This is a genomic window from Streptomyces sp. NPDC020958 (assembly GCF_055562175.1).
The window spans coordinates 804,211-821,511 of the sequence record NZ_JBVHFU010000001.1; the positions used below are offsets into that span (position 1 = coordinate 804,211).

Here is a 17,301-nt window from a genome sequence, read left to right on the forward strand (position 1 = left end):
CCGAGGGCGGGAGGAACAGGGCCGGCGGCCTGTTTCGCGCAGGAGAGCCGCCGTTCTGCGCGGGGCCTTTCGAGGAGGGCCGGTCATCAGTGGACCACCCGGGCCGGAGGGCCGGGAGCGTGCGCGCGGGACCCGTGCGTGCGCGCGGTTCGCACGGGGTGCGCGGAATGGTGAATGCGGCCATGAAGGGGCAATAGCCACCTCCGCCTTTCTGACTTTCTGTCAACGCTGTCGATGTTGTACAGGCGCCTTGTTGCTCGTGTGAGACTTGTGCGAGGGTTAATCATCCACGCGGGGGGTAATGGCCGGGACCAATTCGACAGTTGGGGAACACTGCCGACATCCGGCCGGCGAATTCCCACCCCCCGCCCGCGCACCGAAGAGGTACGCACCACCGCACCAAAGGAATCCGTTCAGTGCCCACCCCCCATCCGCCTCGCCCGCCCTATCCGCCGCCGGGCGGTGGAGCGGGGGAGTCCGACGAGTCCCTCGCCGCCCCGCTGCGAGCCGGCTCCGACATCGAGGCCTCCCGGTCCGCCGCGCTCCTCATGGCCCGGCACTGGCGGCCCGTGCAGGAATACGCGGTCATCTGCCTGGCCGCCTCCGGGCCCGTCGCGCACATGGTCGCGGCCGCCGCCTTCCACCAGGTCCTCGACCGGGTGGCCCTCGGTGAGACGGCCGACGCGATCCGGCCCCGGCTGCTGCTCTCGGTCCGTGACACGGTCGCCAACTGGTCCGCCGAGGACCGAATAGCCGAGGTTCTCCCCGACCTCGGGAAACCGGCCGGCGGTCGCGGTATGCGCGCCACCAAGCCCACGGCGCCGGAAAACCGAGCCCTCGCGGAGCGTTCATTCCTGGGCCTTCCGGCGCTCGCCCAGAGCCTGCTCTGGCACAGCGAGGTCGAGGCCGAGCCGATAACCGTACCCGCCGGTCTGCTGGGCATGGACACGACAACCGCGGCGGCGGCGCTGGAGGACGCCCGGGAGAAATTCCGGGAAGGCTGTGTCCGCGCGCACCGGGATCTCGCGCCGTCCCAGGAGTGCCGCTACTACAACCGGCTGCTCGACGTTCCGATCCGCCGCGGCGGCGCCCTGCTGCCGGACGTCCAGGAGCACCTCGCCCAGTGCCCCTACTGCCGGGCCGCCGCCGAGCAACTCGGGTACGTCGAGGAGGGACTGGGACTGCTGCTCGTCGAGGCGGTACTGGGCTGGGGGGCCCGCCGCTACCTCGACTCACGCCCGGGACGCAAGGGCGGCGAGGTGGAGCCGCTGACCCGCGCCGCCCGGCGCTCCGGAGGGGGCGGCCGGCGGCGCGCCGCGGCCCGCACCCGGCTCCTGGCCCGCATCCCGGTGCGCCGCCCGCCCGGCCCCTGGTCGTCGAAGACGCTGCTGACCAGTGTCGGTGTCGCCGGTGCCGGACTGCTGGCCTCCGTCCTCGCCGTCAGCGCCCTGTCGGGCGGCGGCGACGGCAGCGACGCCGTCGCGACCGCGGGACTGGTCCCCGGCGGCACCGACCCCGAGGCGACGCCCGACGCCACGCCCACCTCGGGGACGGCCGGGCTGCCCTCCGCCGACCACGCGACCCGGCTGCGCAACGCGGCGGCCCAGCTCTGCCTCGACATCAACGGCGAGCCGAAGGCCGGGGCGAGCGTCGTGCTCGCGGTGTGTTCCACGGCCAACACCCAGCAGTGGACGTTCGAGAGCGACGGGGAACTGCGCAGCGTGGCCGGCGACGGCCTGTGCCTGGACTCGCACGCGGACGCCGGGGTGGTCATCCTCGGCACCTGCGCCGAGGCCGACACCGGCCGCGGCAAGGACGTCCGCTACGACCTGACCGCGCAGGGCGAGCTGCTGCCCCGGTGGGACGAGACCCTCGCCCTCGCCACGGCCGGCGTGAACCCCGGTGACGACATCGTGGTCAAGGTCCGCGACCGCACCAGCAGCCAGCGCTGGCTGACCGACGCACCGGCACCGTCCCAGAGCCCCGGCTCGCTCTCCGTCGCCGGCTCGGGCGGCTCACCGGCACGGCCCGCGGAACTGACCGGGAACTAGCTAGGACGGCGTCGCGGGCGGCGACGCCGCTTCCGCCACACGCCTCGGTGCCGCGGCAGGCGACGTCCGCCCCCCCGACGGGCGGACGTCGCCTGCCGCTGCCTGGGGCCGTCGCGGCGACGGCGGACCTTCGCGTCACCGGCGTCGCACGGGTGGTCGGCGGTCGCCGGGGCCGGTGCGGTGATCAGGCCTGTGCCGTGCGCGGCGCCGCCGGATCCGCGCCGGACGGCTCCTGTTCACCCGGACTCCTCGACCAGGTCGGCCGCGCTGATCGAGGCGGGGGCGCGGTGCCCGGACAGGGCGAGGGTGAGGTCGAACTCCGCGAGCAGCGAACGGATCACGTGGTCCACGCCGGCCTGTCCGTCGAGGCCCAGACCGTAGACGTAGGGCCGTCCGAGCAGCACCGCCCGGGCGCCGAGCGCGAGCGCCCTGAAGACGTCGTCCCCGGTGCGCACCCCGCTGTCGAAGAGCACGGTCAGCCGGTCGCCCACCGCCTCGGCGACCCGCGGCAGCGCGTCGGCCGCGGCCACCGAACCGGCCACCTGACGGCCGCCGTGGTTGGAGACCACCACCCCGTCCATCCCGGCGTCGGCGGCGAGCCGGGCGTCGTCCGGGTGCAGCACGCCCTTGAGGACGATCGGCCCGTCCCAGTGCCGCCGGAGGAGGGCGAGGTCGGGCCAGGTGTGGCTCGGATCGCCGAACAGGCCGAGGAAGTGCAGCACGGCCGCGTTCGGGTCCTCGTGCACCGGTTTGGCGAGCCCCGCCAGGAACGCGGGGTCGGTGAAGTAGTTGGCGGTGCCCACGCCGTGCAGGAACGGCAGGTACGCCTGGTCGAGATCGCGCGGGCGCCAGGAGAGCAGCGGCGTGTCGAGCGTGACGACCAGCACCGAGAACCCGGCGGCCCGCGCCCGTGCCAGGAAGCTCTTCGTCACCTCGTGGTCCCTGCCCCAGTACAGCTGGAACCACCGCTCGGCGTCCCCCATCGCCTCCGCCACCTGCTCCATCGGGGTGCTGGAGGCCGAGGACAGGATGAACGGCACGCCATGCGCGGCGGCGGCCCGGGCGGCGGCCGGCTCGGCGTCGGGATGCATGATCGACAGCACGCCGACGGGCGCCAGGGCCAGCGGGGCCGGCAGCGGGCGGCCCAGCACCTGCACGGCGAGGTCCCGCTCGCCGACGTCCCGGAGCATCCGCGGCACGATGCGGCGCCGCGCCAGGGCGGCCCGGTTGGCGCGCAGGGTGGAACCGTCGCCCGCGCCGCCCGCCACGTAGCCGACCGGGCCGGGCCCGAGCCGCAGCTCGGTCAGCTCCTCCAGGCGGGTCAGGTCGGTGGGCAGCCGCGGGACCACCCCCGTCATCCCGTTGAGATAGATCTCGTACTGGAAGTCCGCCCAGTGCTTCGCCATCCGTACGTCCCGCCTCTCCGCGTCGAGTACGCGCCGTGGCGACCGTACTCGACGGTATGCACGGGCCGGACTCCCGGTGTGCCGGGAGCGGGAAGCGGAATGTTTCAGGACGATTAACGAGGCGAGGGGATTCGGCCATCTGGCCGCTTCGAGCGATCAAGAACCGCTCCGTTGAGCGGTCGACGTGCTCGAATTCCGTGACTTCGCGCCACTGATTCAATACGCAAGGTTACTCAAACCTGTGGGTGCGATGTGTGTTTCGACGGCGGAGTCGGCAGAGTGGCGCCCGCCGCCCCGGCACCCACCGGGCCGAGGGCGGCACCCCGTCGAATCGAGCGGAAGGATGCACACAATGCGAACCACCGCGCGCTGGGCAGCGACCCTCGGCCTCACGGCCGCCGCCGTCAGCGGACCCCTGACCGGGGCCGCCGTCGCCGCCCCGAGCTCGCTCTACGCCCCCTCGGCCCTGGTGCTCACCACCGGCCACGGCAGCGACGCGGCCACCGCCACGCCCGAGCGCGCGGTGACCCTCACCTGTGCGCCGGCCGCCTCCGGCACCCACCCGGCCGCCGCCCAGGCCTGCGCCGAACTGCGCGGTGCCGGTGGCGACTTCAACGCGTTGACGCCCAGAAGCGACGTGTGGTGCACCAAGCTCTACGACCCCGTCGTGGTCACGGTCGAGGGCGTCTGGCAGGGCAAGCGCGTCTCCTACGAGCGCACCTTCGGCAACACCTGCATGCGCGACGCCTACGGGTCGAGCGTCTTCGCCTTCTGAGACCCGGGATCGCACGGTGCTCGTGCCTGCCGAACAGGTCCGTAACTGGGGAGTGCGGCCTCTGGAGCGGGGAACCTGCGATCTCGCACCGGGGGCGGGCGGGCGGAGTGGGGCCGCCCGCCGCCTCCGGCACCGCCGCCGCTCCCCGGCGCTCCCGTCCCGGGGAGCTCCGGGGAGCGGCGGAGAACGAACGGCGGGGGCCGCCGTCTCCCTGCTGACGGCGGCCCCTCGAACCTGCGGCTCCTGCGTGTGTCACATGTGGACGACCGGCGCCGCGTCCGGGTCCTGCACCGGCACACCGGGCCGGAAGAGCAGGAAGGCGATCACCGCGCCCGCCGCGAACATCCCGGCCGACCACCAGAACGCCGTGGTGTAGCTCTCGATCGTCGCCTGGGCCTGCACCAGCTTGCTGGTCGCGTTCCGTCCGGAGAGGTAGCTGGTCGCCGCGCTCGCCGCGAGCGTGTTGAGCAGTGCCGTACCGATCGAACCACCCACCTGCTGCATGGCGTTGACCGTCGCGGAGGCGACACCCGCCTCGTCGGCGGTCACTCCGCCGGTGCCCAGCTGCATGGCCGCCGGCATGACCAGGCCGAGGCCGAGGCCGGTGATGATCAGCTGCGGGAGCACCGCGCTGACGTAGCTGGAGCCGACGCCGATCCCGGTCAGCCAGGCCATGCCGGCCGCGGAGACCGCGAAGCCCAGCGGGATCACGACCTTCGGGCCGAGCCGCGGCACCAGGACCTGGGTGCCGATCTGCGCCGTCACCATCAGACCGCCGATCATCGGCAGGAACGCCACGCCGGTCTTCGTCGGGCTGAAGCCGAGGTTCAGTTGCAGGTAGTAGGTGAGGAAGAGGAACACGCCGAACATGCCGCCGGCGGAGATCAGCACCGTGAGGAGCGAGGCCGCGCGGTTGCGGTCCATCAGGATGCCCAGCGGCAGCAGCGGGTGCGCCGCCTTGGTCTGCCACCAGGCGAAGGCCGCCAGGAGCACGACACCCGCGATCAGGAAGCCCCAGGTCAGCGGCGAACCCCAGTCGTGCGTCTCGGCGTTGGAGAAGCCGTAGACCAGCGAGAACAGACCGGCCGCGACCAGGATCGTGCCCAGGACGTCCAGCTTGGAGTTCCCGGCGTCCCGGTGGTTGTGCAGCAGGGCCATGCCGCCCGCGAAGGCGACGACGGCGATCGCGACGTTCACGTACAGGGTCGAGCGCCAGTCGAAGGTGTCGGTGAGGACACCGCCGAGCAGCAGGCCGACCGCACCGCCCGCACCTGCGATGGCGCCGTAGACGCTGAACGCCCTGGCCCGCTCACGGACGTCGGTGAACGTGGTGTTGAGCAGCGAGAGCGCGGTCGGGGCGAGCAGCGCGCCGAAGGCACCCTGCAGGGCGCGCGCGGTCACCAGCATCCCGAAGCCGTTCGCGGCACCTCCCAGCGCGGACACGGCGGCGAAGCCGACGACACCTATGAGGAAGGCGGTCTTGCGGCCGAACAGGTCGGCGATCCGGCCGCCGAGCAGCAGCAGCGAGGCGAAGCTGAGGGCGTACGCGGTGACGATCCACTGCCGGTTGCCGTCGGAGAATCCGAGGTCGGCCTGGGCGGACGGCAGGGCGATGTTCACGATCGTGGCGTCGAGCACCACCATCAGCTGGGCGATGGCGATGACCGCGAGGATCCACCACCGCTTCGAGGAGGCCACCGGCGGTGCCTCCGCGGCGCCCGCGCGGGCATCGTCGGTCAGAGTCTTCTCGGACATGAGGGAACCACTCCAGGGAAGTCGTTCGAGGGGACGGCAGAAGGCGTTTCGGTTGCCGCGGCTTCACCCAGCGCGCGAACGAAACTGTTTCGTACACCTGGAGATTAAACCACTTCCAGCGAAACGGCAACGTTTCGTTGGTTCAGGGGGGGCGACGCGGGTGGACCGTCAGGCCAGCTGCCGGCGCACCAGCTCGTGCAGGCGTCCGCCGGTGTCGGCGAGCAACTGCGCCGGCGGGCCCTGCTGGGCGACCTTGCCGTCCTCCATCACGATCACCCGGTCGGCGTCCATCACCGTCGACAGCCGGTGGGCGATCACGATCCGGGTGGCGTTCAGCTTGCGGGTGCTCTCGATGACCGTGCGCTGCGTGTCGTTGTCGAGCGCGCTCGTCGCCTCGTCGAAGAAGAGGATGCGGGGCCGCCGGATCAGCGCCTGGGCGATCATCAGCCGCTGCCGCTGGCCGCCCGAGATCGCCCCGCTCCCGGCCACGATCGTGTGCAGCCCCATCGGCATCCGCCGGATGTCCTCCGCGAGGCCCGCCATCTCGGCCGCCGCCATGGCCTCCTCCGGGGTGTAGGGCTCGGTGCCGCAGATGACGTCCAGGATCGAGCCGGTGAACGGCTGCGCGTGCTGGAGCACCACCCCGCACTGCCGGCGCACGGCGGACTGGTCCAGGGCGCCCAGGTCCTGACCGTCGTACAGGACGCTGCCCGACACCGGCTTGTCGAAGCCGATCAGCAGGCGCAGCAGGGTCGACTTGCCGCAGCCGCTGGGGCCGACGATCGCCACGAACTCGCCCGGACGGACCGCGAAGGAGACGTCGTCGAGGACGAGGGGACCGTCGTCCGCGTACCGGAAGGACAGCCGGCGGGCCTCGACGGCACCGGACAGCGGGCCGGGGCGGGTGCTGGCGGTGCGCACCTCCGGCGCCGCCTCCAGAACCGGCTTGATCTCCTCGAACAGCGGCAACGCGGCCACCGCGGACACGAAGGAGCCGGTGAGCTGGGTGACCGAGGTGAGCAGCATCGTCACCGACGTGTTGAAGGTGAGGAAGGCCGCCGCGCCCATCACCCCCTTCGCCGGGCCCGCGAGCAGCATGAACATCAGCAGGGTGCAGACCGGGAGGTAGACCGACCCGAGCACGCTGGTGAGGTTCTTGATCCGGCCCACCTTCTGCTGGAGTTCCCGGCTGCGCGCGAACTCCCCGGCCCAGGCCGCGTAGGCGTAGTTCTCGGCCGCCGCCACCCGCAGTTTCGGCAGCCCGCGCAGGGTCTGGAACGCCTGGTTGTTGAGCTTGTTGCCGAGCACCACCAGACGGCGCTGCCAGCGGACCTGCCACAGGCCGAGACCCAGGAACAGGGCGGCGATGACGACCAGCATGCCCAGGGCCGCCAGGGCCATCGGGGCGCTGTACCAGAACAGCAGGCCCAGGTTCATCGCCCCCACGGTCACCGACTGGGCGACCACCGGGCCGACGCCCGCCAGCAGTCGGCGCATCGCGCTGACGCCCATGGCGGCGCTCGCCAGCTCACCGGTCGAGCGCTGCGTGAAGAACTTCGTCGGCAGCCGCAGCAGCCGGTCCCAGACGGCAGGCTGGAGCGTCGCCTCGATACGGCCCTCCAGGCGGAGGATCGTCAGGTTCTGCAGGAGCGTGAACGCGGCCGACACCACGGCGCTGACCATCACCGCCAGACAGACCTGCGCGATCAGGTCCGTCTGTGCCGTCGGCACGTACGTGCCGAGCACCTTGCCGGTGGCGATCGGCACCAGCGAACCGATCGCCACCGTCACCAGCCCGGCCAGCAGCAGGTTGCCCAGGTCGCCCCGGGTGCCGCGCAGACAGAAGCGGAGGAGGCCGAGCGGTCCGAGCGCCTGGTCCGGCAACGGGCGGTAGAACATCACCGCGCGCGGCTCGAACTCCGCCGCGTTCGCCTTCTCCACCGGAGTCTCCCGGCCGGTCGCCGGATGGACGGCCACATAGCCGCCGCGCCGCCACAGCAGCGCGACCGGCGCCCCGGACAGCGCCCGGTGCCCGACCAGCGGACCCACGTTGTCCCGCCACCAGCCGCCGTCGAGCCGTACCGCCCGGGTCCTCACCCGGGAGGCCAGCGCCACCCGCTCCACCGGGTCGATCCGGTCACTCCCGGTCGGCACAGCACCGGACTGCGCGGGCTCCGCGAGGGTGATGCCGGCCGCCTCGGCGACCAGCCTGCAGGCCGCGTAGGAGGCGTCGGCGTCGGCGGCCGTGGTGCGCTTGGCCCCCTTGCCGATGGCGGCCAGCAGCGTCCGGTCGGCCTGGGCGCGCACCGCCTCACCGGCCTTGATACCGGCCGCCGCACGGGTCTCGTGGGTGCGCTCCAGCTGCTCGATCCAGCGGTCGAGGGTGGTGAGCAGCCGGTACTGCTGGTCGACCATGCTCTGCCACACGGCCGGGTCCATCAGCAGGTCGGCGGCCGCCTCCGCGCCGTACAACGAGCCGTACTGCACGCTGCCGGGCGGCACCTGCATCCAGAAGACGTCGTCGTCGGCGGGGGCCGCCGCCCGCTCGCTCGCGGTCATCGGAGCCTGGAAGAGGATCGACAGGCCGCGGCCGACGCCGAGCGCGAGGGCGTACTCCAGGGGGCTGGTGGCCGGCGGTACGTACTGGGGGTTGCCGTACTCGTCGTAGGCCCAGGTCTGGGTGCTCGCGGGCTGGTAGAGCTCGCGCAGCCCGACGCGGTGCACCACGCAGTCGCGCAACGGGCGTGCCACCAGGGTGTGTTGCGGTCCCGCGACCGGACCGAGCAGCAGCGCGCCGGCTTCCAGCCGCCCCAGGTGGTGCCAGTGGCCCTGTTGCTCGGCGTCCACCGCGAACAGGTCCAGGGCGCCGGACGCCACCAGCCACAGCGTCTGCGGCCCTTCGAGGTCCAGCCGGTTGAAGCCGGTGCAGTCGATCCGGGATCCCAGGGAGCCGAACGCGCCGAGAACCAGGTCACCGCCGTCCACAGTGGTCATCTCATCGCTCCCTGACCAGCGCGGCGTACGCCCCGCCGAGTGCCACCAACTCGTCGTGCCGGCCGCGCTCCACGATCGTGCCGTGCTGGAGCACCACGATCTCGTCGCTGTCGCGGACCGTGCTCAGCCGGTGCGCGATCACCACACAGGCGCAGCCGCGCCGCCGCAGGTTGTCCATGACGATCAACTCGGTCTCGGCGTCCAGCGCGCTGGTCACCTCGTCGAGGACCAGGATGCTCGGCCGGCGCACCAGCGCCCGGGCGATCTCCAGGCGCTGCCGCTGCCCGCCGGAGAAGTTCCGGCCGTCCTGTTCGACCCTGCTGTGGATGCCACCGGGCCGGCGGGCCACCACGTCGTACAGGGCGGCGTCCCGCAGCGCCTCCACCACGGCCTCGTCCGGGATGGACGGGTCCCACAGCGCCACGTTGTCGCGCACCGAACCCTCGAAGAGGAAGACGTCCTGGTCGACGAAGGACACCGAGGCGGCGAGCGCACCGCGCGGGATGTCCTCCAGTCGCTGCCCGTCGATGCGGATCACGCCCTCCCAGGGCGCGTACAGGCCCGATATCAGCCGCGAGACCGTCGACTTGCCGCTGCCCGAGCCGCCCACCAGAGCCACCTGCCGGCCCGGACCCACCGTCAGGTCGAAGCCGGTGAGCAGCGGCTTGTCCAGCGGGCTGTAGCCGAAGGTGATGTTCTCCAGCTCGACATGGCCCTGCAGCCGCCGGGTGGACCCACCGGCGCCTGGGCGCGCGTAGACCGGGTCGGCCTGGAAGTTCTCCACGTCCTTCAGCCGGGCCACGTCGGCCGCGAAGTCCTGGATGCGGCCCGCGACGCCGTTCAGCCGGGTCAGCGGGGCGGTGAAGCGGGTGACCAGGGACTGGAAGGCGACCAGGAGACCGACCGAAATACCGCCTTCGACCGCCCGCATCCCGCCGATCCACAGGATCAGCGCGCTGTTGACGGTGGCCAGCGTCGGCGCCACCACGCCGAGCCAGGCGCTCGGCACCCCGAGGCGCTGCTGCTCCTCCAGGGTGCTCGCGTGCTGCCCGGCCCACCTGCGGAAGTAGCCGTCCTCGCCGCCGGTCGCCTTCATCGTCTCGATCAACTGGAGGCCGGTGTACGAGGTGTTGGTGAGCCGGGCGGTGTCCGCGCGCAGCTTGGCGGTCCGGGTCGCCCGCAGCCGTACGACGAGCCGCATCGCCACGATGTTCAGCAGCGCCACGCCGATGCCGAGGAAGGTGAGCTGCGCGTCGTAGGTGTAGAGGAGCACGGCGTAGAGGACGACCACCACCGCGTCCACACCGGCCGCCGCGAGGTCGCGGGCCAGGGTCTCGGCGACCTGGTCGTTGGACTGCAGGCGCTGGACCAGGTCGGCAGGGCTGCGCTGGGAGAAGAAGGTGACCGGCAGCCGCAGCAGGTGGCGCAGGAAGCGGGCGCTGGAGAGGGTGGAGGAGACGATCCGGCCGTGCAGCAGGTTCGCCTGCTGCAGCCAGGTCAGCACCAGGGTGAGCAGCACACAGGTACCCATCGCCGCGAACAGCACGGTGAGCAGCGAGGTCTGGCCGCCGATCAGGAACAGGTCGATGTACTGCCGGCTGAGCGCGGGCACCGCCGCGCCGACGGCCACCAGCAGCAGGCTGGCCAGCACCGCCGCGGGCATGGTGCCCGCGGTGCCGCGCAGCCGGCCCGGCAGCGCGCCGAGCACGCCCGGCCGCCTGCCGCCCTTCTCGAAGCCGTCGCCGGGTTCCAGGACCAGCACGACACCGGTGAAGCTGCCGTCGAACTCCTCCATGGGCACGAACCGGCGGCCCTTGGCCGGGTCGTTGATGTAGACGCCCCGGCGGCCGAAGCGGCGACCCATGCCGTCGTAGACGACGTAGTGGTTGAACTCCCAGAACAGGATCGCCGGCCCCTGCACGTCGGCGAGGGCCGCCAGGTCCATCTGCATGCCCTTGGCGGTGAAGCCGTAACTGCGGGCCGCCTTCAGCAGGTTGCTGGCGCGGGAGCCGTCACGGGAGACCCCGCAGGCGATGCGCAGTTCCTCCAGGGGGACATGGCGGCCGTGGTGGCCGAGGACCATGGACAGGGAGGCGGCGCCGCACTCGACGGCCTCCATCTGGAGCACCGTCGGGGTACGGACCGTCCGGCCGCGGCCCTTGGGCACCGGCCGCTTGGGCGGGGCGGCACGCCGGCGGCTCGGGGTCTCCTGGGCGGTGGTCACGGGAGCAGCCAATCGACGGGATGCTGGTCGGCCAGCCGGATCGAACCCGAGGCCAGGGTCATGGAGTCGAGCTTGAACGGCGGCCCGTCCGCCGAGGACCACCGGTAGCCGCTCTTCGTCGACTTCGACCTGTCCAGCCGGACCAGTACGGCCACCGGGCGGCCCTTCTTCGTGAACTGCTCGCCGAGCTGGCTGTCCCCGAGGAACGCCGAGATCGACTGGGCCGACTGCGCGGCGCGGTCCACCGACTTCACATGGCCGCGCAGCACGCCGTACTCCTGGGTGGACACCGACGACACGGTCAGGTCGACCCGGGCGTCGGCCGGGATGGCGGAGGCGTTCTCGGCGGGGACGTAGACCGTCGCGTACAGCGGGTCCGAGGCGTGGGCGACCTTCTCCACGGCGGCGACGTTCGCACCGGTCTGGATGATCTGCCCGATGGTGGCGGCGAGCGCGCTGATCCGGCCCGCGGCGACCGTGCGGACGACCGAGTCGCCCTGGCTGGTGCGGACCTTCAGGACCGGGGAGTTCGCGGGCAGCCGCTCGCCCTGCTGGGCGAGGACGGCCGTGACCTGACCGGCGACCGGGCTCTGCAGGATGTAGCTGCCCTGACCGTGGGTGAGGATGGCCTGCGCGCTCACCGTGGAGGCGACCGAACCGGTCACCGCCCACACCGAGGCCGCCGCCATCACGATCACGGAGACGGACAGCGTGAGCCAGCCCTGCGGCCGGGCGAAGCGCACCGGGAGGTCCAGCTCCTCCGGCGACTGGAGCTTGGCGAGGGCCTGTTGGCGGAACTGCACGGAACTTCCCTCACCTGTGGGAGAGATACTCGGAGAGACGCTGATGACGTGGGTGTCTCGGAACGCCCGAGAGCCCCGGGGCCGGGATCCGGCTCCGGGACTCAGCGGTGACGAGGTGCGATCAGAGACCGGCGACCAGGTTGGTGACCGGCTGGGTGTTCAGGCCGGTGACACCCTCGACGGTGCCGACAACCGTGTTGACCAGGCCGGAAACCGGGGCAACGCCGTCCACCAGGCCGGTGACGGTGCCGAGAGCGTTCACGGACAGACCGCCGGAGACGTTGTCGAGCTCGGCGTCGGAGATCTCGACGGTCTCAACCTGGGGGGTGGAGTTCATGATGGAACTTCCCTTCATATGGGTATTCACAAGGGGGAGAGCGGCCCCCAACGGCCCTCTGGGGACAGTACGGACGGCCGCGACCGCGGGCGCCGGGTGCCCGTTTCCGGAAACCCCTTCTGGCCCTGCGGTGCGATGGATCAAAGCACGCCCACGGTCCGCGCTTCCACTCAACCAAGCCCCTCACCTGGGCACTTGTGTCCCAAGAGAACCCAACCGTGCAGGCGTGCGCACGCCGTGTCGGCGACTCCTTCACAAGCCGCACGACTTCGTCGCGGGCACCCGGCTTGCCCTTCCGGCGGTGAATCCGGCACTCCGGGCCAAGTGCCCGTCAAGGGGCGCGCGATTGTGCAGATCCGTCGGCTCCGGTGACCTGCTTGGGCAGTGGATGTGCAGATTCCCTGAAGCAAGGATTCCGGTCCGTGGTCACGACGGAACGTCAGTGACCGATCGCTGACCGTGTCGGTCGTGTTGTGCGCGCCGTCACCCCGGGGGCGCGGGGAACGTGCCCGCCCGAGCCGCGAGCGTGCCGGTCTCTCGTCGCTCATCGTGATGCCGGCGAACGCCCTCCACCGGCCCGGCCGGTTGAGCGCTGCCTCGATCAGGACATCCGGTCCGCTCACCCGCGCGCTGGACGGACGTGGGCTGCCGCACCGTCGTCATCGGCACGAACCCGCCCCGGCCCACCGGGACCGCGGTCGCCGTCGCCGTGTCCGCGGCCGCCGTCAGCGCCTGTCCCGACAGCCCGCCGTCCTCCCGGGTCAGCCGGTCCGACCAGGGCGGACGCGGCAACACCCGGTCCTCGCCCACTGCATCGACGGCCGGCTGGAGTGCGACCACCCAGGGGCGAAGCCGGCGGAGAGGGCCTCGTCGGCCGCGGCGGTGGTCAGCGTCGGGCGGGGGCTGTTCCCGGGCCTGCGCCGCACCGCCGGCCGCCCCGCCACGACCCGCGCGGCATGGCCGATTCGCCCCCGGCCCACAGAAGTTGGGAACCGGAATTGAACGCACCACGTGACCCGCGCGTACCTATGGCCATCCAGGCGCCGCTCACGAACGACTGCCACTCACGGCAGACACTCCGTCCCTTGGAGGTCGAGAAGTTTGAGTCACAAGCGAATTCCGAAGCGCAAGGCCGCTATCGCGGTGGGCGGTGTCGCGGCGCTCGGAGCTGCGGCCTTCCTGATCCCCATGGCCAACGCGTCCCAGGACAACGCCTCCGGTGCCACGACGGCCGCTCCCAAGACCCTGAAGGCGACGGGCGCCTCGGATCTCGCCGCGCAGTTGCAGCAGCTGCTCGGCCAGGCCTTCGCCGGGTCCTACTACGACAGCGGCAAGCAGCAGCTCGTCGTCAACGTGGTCAACGGCGACAGCAACACCATCGTGCAGGCGGAGAAGGCCGGCGCGGTCGTCCGGCAGGTCGCCAACAGCAGCAAGGCCCTGAAGACCGCCGCCCGGACCCTGAAGGCCAAGGCCACCATCCCGGGCACCGCCTGGGCCGTCGACCCGAAGACCAACAAGGTCGTGGTGACCGCCGACAGCACCGTCACCGGCACCAAGTGGGCCAAGCTGCAGTCCACCGTCCAGAGCCTCGGCTCGAACATGGCGACGCTGAAGAAGACCTCCGGCTCCTTCAAGACCTTCGTCTCCGGCGGCGACGCGATCTTCTCCCAGGTGCAGAACGGCGAGGTCCGCTGCTCCCTCGGCTTCAACGTCACCGCCTCCGACGGCAGTCCCGCCTTCCTGACGGCCGGTCACTGCGGGGTCGCGGCCAAGGACTGGTCGGACACCCAGGGCGGCCAGCCCATCGCCACCGTCGACCAGGCGCAGTTCCCCGGCAACGGCGACTTCTCGCTCGTCAAGTACAACGACGCCACCACCCAGGCGCCGAGCGAGGTCAACGTGGGCAACGGGCAGACCGTCGCCATCAAGCAGGCCGAGGACGCGACCGTCGGCACGACGGTGTTCCGGATGGGGTCCACCACCGGTCTGCACGACGGCCAGGTCACCGGCCTCGACGCCACCGTCAACTTCCAGAGCGAGACCGACCCGAACGGCGTCGACACCGTCAACGGCCTCATCCAGACCAACGTCTGCGCCGAGGCCGGTGACAGCGGAGGTTCGCTGTTCACGCAGGACGGCGGCGCGGTCGGCCTCACCTCCGGCGGCAGCGGCGACTGCACCGCCGGTGGCGAGACCTTCTTCCAGCCGGTGACCACCGCCCTTCAGGCGACCGGCGCGACGCTCGGCGACGGCGGCGCTGCCGGTGCGGGTGCAGGTGCGGGTGCGGGTGCGGGTGCCGGTGACGCCGGTGCTTCGGCGGACCCGTCCGCCACCGCGGCCGACCCCTCCGCCTCGGCCGGTGACCAGGCCGGCGGCGACCAGATCGGCGGCGCCGCCGACCCGTCCGCGACCGCGGGCGACCAGAGCGGCGCAGGCGACGCGAGCGGCACCGGCACCGGCACCGGCACCGGCACCGGCACCGGCACCGGCACCGGCACCGGTGACCAGTCCGGGTCGAACGCGCAGTCCGGTTCGAGCGACCAGTCCGGGGCCGCCGCGAACGAGAGCAGCTCGGGCAACCACCAGAGCCGCTGATCGGCCCGACCAGCGGTCCCGGCCGACAGTGGACGGTCCGGCCCTCCGGCGGGAGGGCCGGACCGCGCGGTGTCCGGCGCGGCCAGGCGGCCGGAGCAGGCCCCAGGGCTCCGAGAGCTCAGCCGTCGGGCAGCGCCCTGAGCAACAGCACCGCGACGTCGTCGACACGCTCCTGCGCCGCCGCACTGTGTCGCACGAGCGTGTCGGCGAGCCTGTCCAGGGGCTGGTCGCCGCTCTCCGCGAGCAGTTCGCCCAGGTCCACCAGCGCGTCCTCGATGTCCACCCCGGGCGATTCCACCAGTCCGTCGGTGTAGAGGGCGAGCACCGAGCCCGGCGCGAGTGACACCTCGGTCGTCGGGTACGTCGCGCCCGCGTCGATGCCCAGCAGCGGGCCCCCGGCCAGGTCGAGCACCTTGACCCGCCCGTCCGGACGCCTCAGCAACGGCGGCGGATGCCCGGCCCGGGCCATCACCGCCCGCCCCCGCTCCGGGTCCAGCCGCAGGTACAGGCAGCTGGCGAACAGGTCCGAGCCGAAGTCGATCAGCAGCCGGTTGGTGCTGCGCATGACCTCCTCCGGAGCCTGCCCGACGGTCGTGAACGCCCGAACCCCGGTGCGGATCTGGCCCATCAGGCCGGCCGCAGTCACGTTGTGTCCCTGCACGTCCCCGATCACCGCCGCCGCCAGCGGCCGGGTCGGCACCAGGTCGTAGAAGTCGCCGCCGATCTCCATGCCGTGCATGGCCGGCAGGTAGCGGGCCGCCGCCTCGATGCCGGACGGCGGAATCAGCGAGTGCGGCAGCAGGGCCGCCTGGAGACCGTGCGCCAGCTGGTTCTTCGCGTCGTAGAGCAGGGCCCGCTCCAGCGCCTGCGCGATCAGCCCGCCGAGACTGGTGAGCACGGCCCGCTCGTCGGCGGCGAAGGCGTGCGGCTCCGCGTAGGCCAGCACACAGGTGCCCACCGGCCGGCCCGACGCGATCAGCGGCAGGTACGCCCAGGCGGCGAAGGCGTCCACGGGCTCGTGCCGGTCCGGGTACAGCCGCTCCAGCTGCTGCCGGGACTCGAAGAACCCGGGCACGCCGGTGTTCAGGACATGGGTGCCGGGCGTGCGTTCGGCCAGCGGAAGGCCGTCGAAACGCTCCACGACGTGCGGATCCTCGTAGCCGCGGTGCCCCAGCACGTGCAGCCGGCCGCCCCGCGACCCGAGGACCACCAGGGCCTGGCTGCCGACGGCCGGGGCGACCTCGTCCGCGACCAGCTGCAGCACGTCCTGCACGCCGACCGCCTCGGTGAGCGCCCCGGTCAGGCTCAGCACCTGCGAGATGGTGACCAGCCGGGGGGCGGCCGCGGCGTCGGCCCGCGGCGCCGACCCCAGCATCTCGGCGACCGCCCGGGCCCGGCTGATCCGGACGGTCAGCCCGCTGGTGCTCGGGTACAGCCGGAAGGAAAGCCAGTCGCCCGGCGGTTTCAGCGCCACGAACGACGTCACCTGCTGGCTGATCAGCGCCGCCCGGTAGCGGTCCTCGTACATCGGGTCGTTCAGCCAGGGCACCGAGGCCCACGGCTGGGCTCCCAGCAGATCGTCCACGGGAACCTCGAGCAGCTCGGCCGCCGCGGCGTTGGCGAAGCAGACCCGCCCGTGCAGGTCGAGCGAGGCCAGCCCGTACGGCAGCCGCCCCACCATCCGCGCCGCCTCCACCGTGCCCAGCGTGCCCGCCACCGCCGACGACGGCGTCGCCAGCAGATCCGGCTCGGGCCGCAGCGCACGGTGCTGCCGTGCGGCCCGCTCCAGCCGGATCGCCAGCCGCTCGGCCGCGGCCGTCAGCGCCTCCCGCTCCCGGTCGGACAGCACCGTGGGATGGGCGCCGGGCCAGGTCACGAACATCGCCCCGTAGACGGTGTCCGCCGTCACCAGCGGCACCGCGGCCAGCGCGAAGGGGTACGGCAGCACCACCGCGACGCGCGGGTACCGGCGTGCCATGTCCTCCTCGCCGCCCACCCAGACCAGCCGCCGCTCGCGCGCCGCTTCCGCCACCGGGATCGGCGTGCTCAGCCCGATGCGCTCCCAGGGCGCCGCGAAGGCCCGGGGCAGCCCCGCCATCACGGCCATCTCCAGCACCGGCTCGTCGGCCGCCATCAGGTAGACCGCGCCCGAGTGCGCCTGGACCTGCTCCATGATCTCGGCCAGTGCCAACGACATCAGCGGCCGGCCGACCGGGGTGTCTCCGGCCGGCTGCTCGCCCACGTCCGGTTCCGGCTGCGCGGGAGGTGCCCCCGTCCCGTCGGACACGCCCGCCCACCTCCTCGTCCGGCCGCGTGTCAGGTCCTCGGGACCAAGGCTCCCTCGTGGCGGCGACCGGCGCA

The 17,301-nt window shown here is 72.5% G+C and carries 10 protein-coding genes; 3 read left to right on the forward strand and 7 right to left on the reverse strand.

The window, feature by feature from the left end; translation table 11 throughout:
• Window positions 1-416 precede the first annotated feature (416 nt).
• Window positions 417-2,051 (forward strand): RICIN domain-containing protein, encoded by a 1,635-nt coding sequence (locus ACZ3KP_RS03725; RefSeq protein WP_467496014.1) that lies wholly within the window; start codon window positions 417-419, stop codon window positions 2,049-2,051.
• Between the two features lie 236 nt (window positions 2,052-2,287).
• Here ACZ3KP_RS03725 and ACZ3KP_RS03730 read toward each other — a convergent pair whose 3' ends face one another.
• Window positions 2,288-3,457: an alpha-hydroxy-acid oxidizing protein gene (locus ACZ3KP_RS03730; protein ID WP_467496015.1), complete on the reverse strand. Its 1,170-nt coding sequence runs from the start codon at window positions 3,455-3,457 to the stop codon at window positions 2,288-2,290.
• Between the two features lie 352 nt (window positions 3,458-3,809).
• Here ACZ3KP_RS03730 and ACZ3KP_RS03735 point away from each other — a divergent pair, with 352 nt between their 5' ends.
• Complete coding sequence (locus ACZ3KP_RS03735; protein ID WP_467496016.1) at window positions 3,810-4,232, forward strand: subtilase-type protease inhibitor; 423 nt, start codon at window positions 3,810-3,812, stop codon at window positions 4,230-4,232.
• 252 nt (window positions 4,233-4,484) lie between these two features.
• On the opposite strand, the gene ACZ3KP_RS03740 is transcribed toward ACZ3KP_RS03735, so the two are convergent.
• From ACZ3KP_RS03740 to ACZ3KP_RS03760, 5 genes are all read right to left on the reverse strand, one after another.
• Window positions 4,485-5,987 carry an MFS transporter gene (locus ACZ3KP_RS03740; protein ID WP_467496018.1) on the reverse strand — a complete coding sequence of 501 codons (1,503 nt, stop codon included), beginning with the start codon at window positions 5,985-5,987 and terminating at the stop codon, window positions 4,485-4,487.
• 168 nt (window positions 5,988-6,155) lie between these two features.
• On the reverse strand, window positions 6,156-8,981 hold the full coding sequence (locus ACZ3KP_RS03745; RefSeq protein ID WP_467496019.1) for an NHLP bacteriocin export ABC transporter permease/ATPase subunit: 2,826 nt from the start codon (window positions 8,979-8,981) through the stop codon (window positions 6,156-6,158).
• Between the two features lies 1 nt (window position 8,982).
• Entirely contained in the window at window positions 8,983-11,205 is a 2,223-nt protein-coding gene (locus tag ACZ3KP_RS03750) for an NHLP family bacteriocin export ABC transporter peptidase/permease/ATPase subunit (protein WP_467496021.1), read from the reverse strand.
• Window positions 11,202-12,008 (reverse strand): hypothetical protein, encoded by an 807-nt coding sequence (locus ACZ3KP_RS03755; RefSeq protein ID WP_467496023.1) that lies wholly within the window; start codon window positions 12,006-12,008, stop codon window positions 11,202-11,204. Before ACZ3KP_RS03755 ends, ACZ3KP_RS03750 begins: the two co-directional genes overlap by 4 nt.
• A 121-nt stretch (window positions 12,009-12,129) precedes the next feature.
• Entirely contained in the window at window positions 12,130-12,345 is a 216-nt protein-coding gene (locus ACZ3KP_RS03760) for a type A2 lantipeptide (protein ID WP_132894275.1), read from the reverse strand.
• A 1,101-nt stretch (window positions 12,346-13,446) separates the two neighbouring features.
• Here ACZ3KP_RS03760 and ACZ3KP_RS03765 point away from each other — a divergent pair.
• Window positions 13,447-14,940 (forward strand): S1 family peptidase, encoded by a 1,494-nt coding sequence (locus ACZ3KP_RS03765; protein WP_467496025.1) that lies wholly within the window; start codon window positions 13,447-13,449, stop codon window positions 14,938-14,940.
• A gap of 118 nt (window positions 14,941-15,058) precedes the next feature.
• On the opposite strand, the gene ACZ3KP_RS03770 is transcribed toward ACZ3KP_RS03765, so the two are convergent.
• The gene (locus ACZ3KP_RS03770) at window positions 15,059-17,137 is read right to left on the reverse strand and encodes a SpoIIE family protein phosphatase (protein WP_467496769.1); all 2,079 of its coding nucleotides are present in this window, start codon (window positions 17,135-17,137) and stop codon (window positions 15,059-15,061) included.
• Window positions 17,138-17,301: the final 164 nt, after the last annotated feature.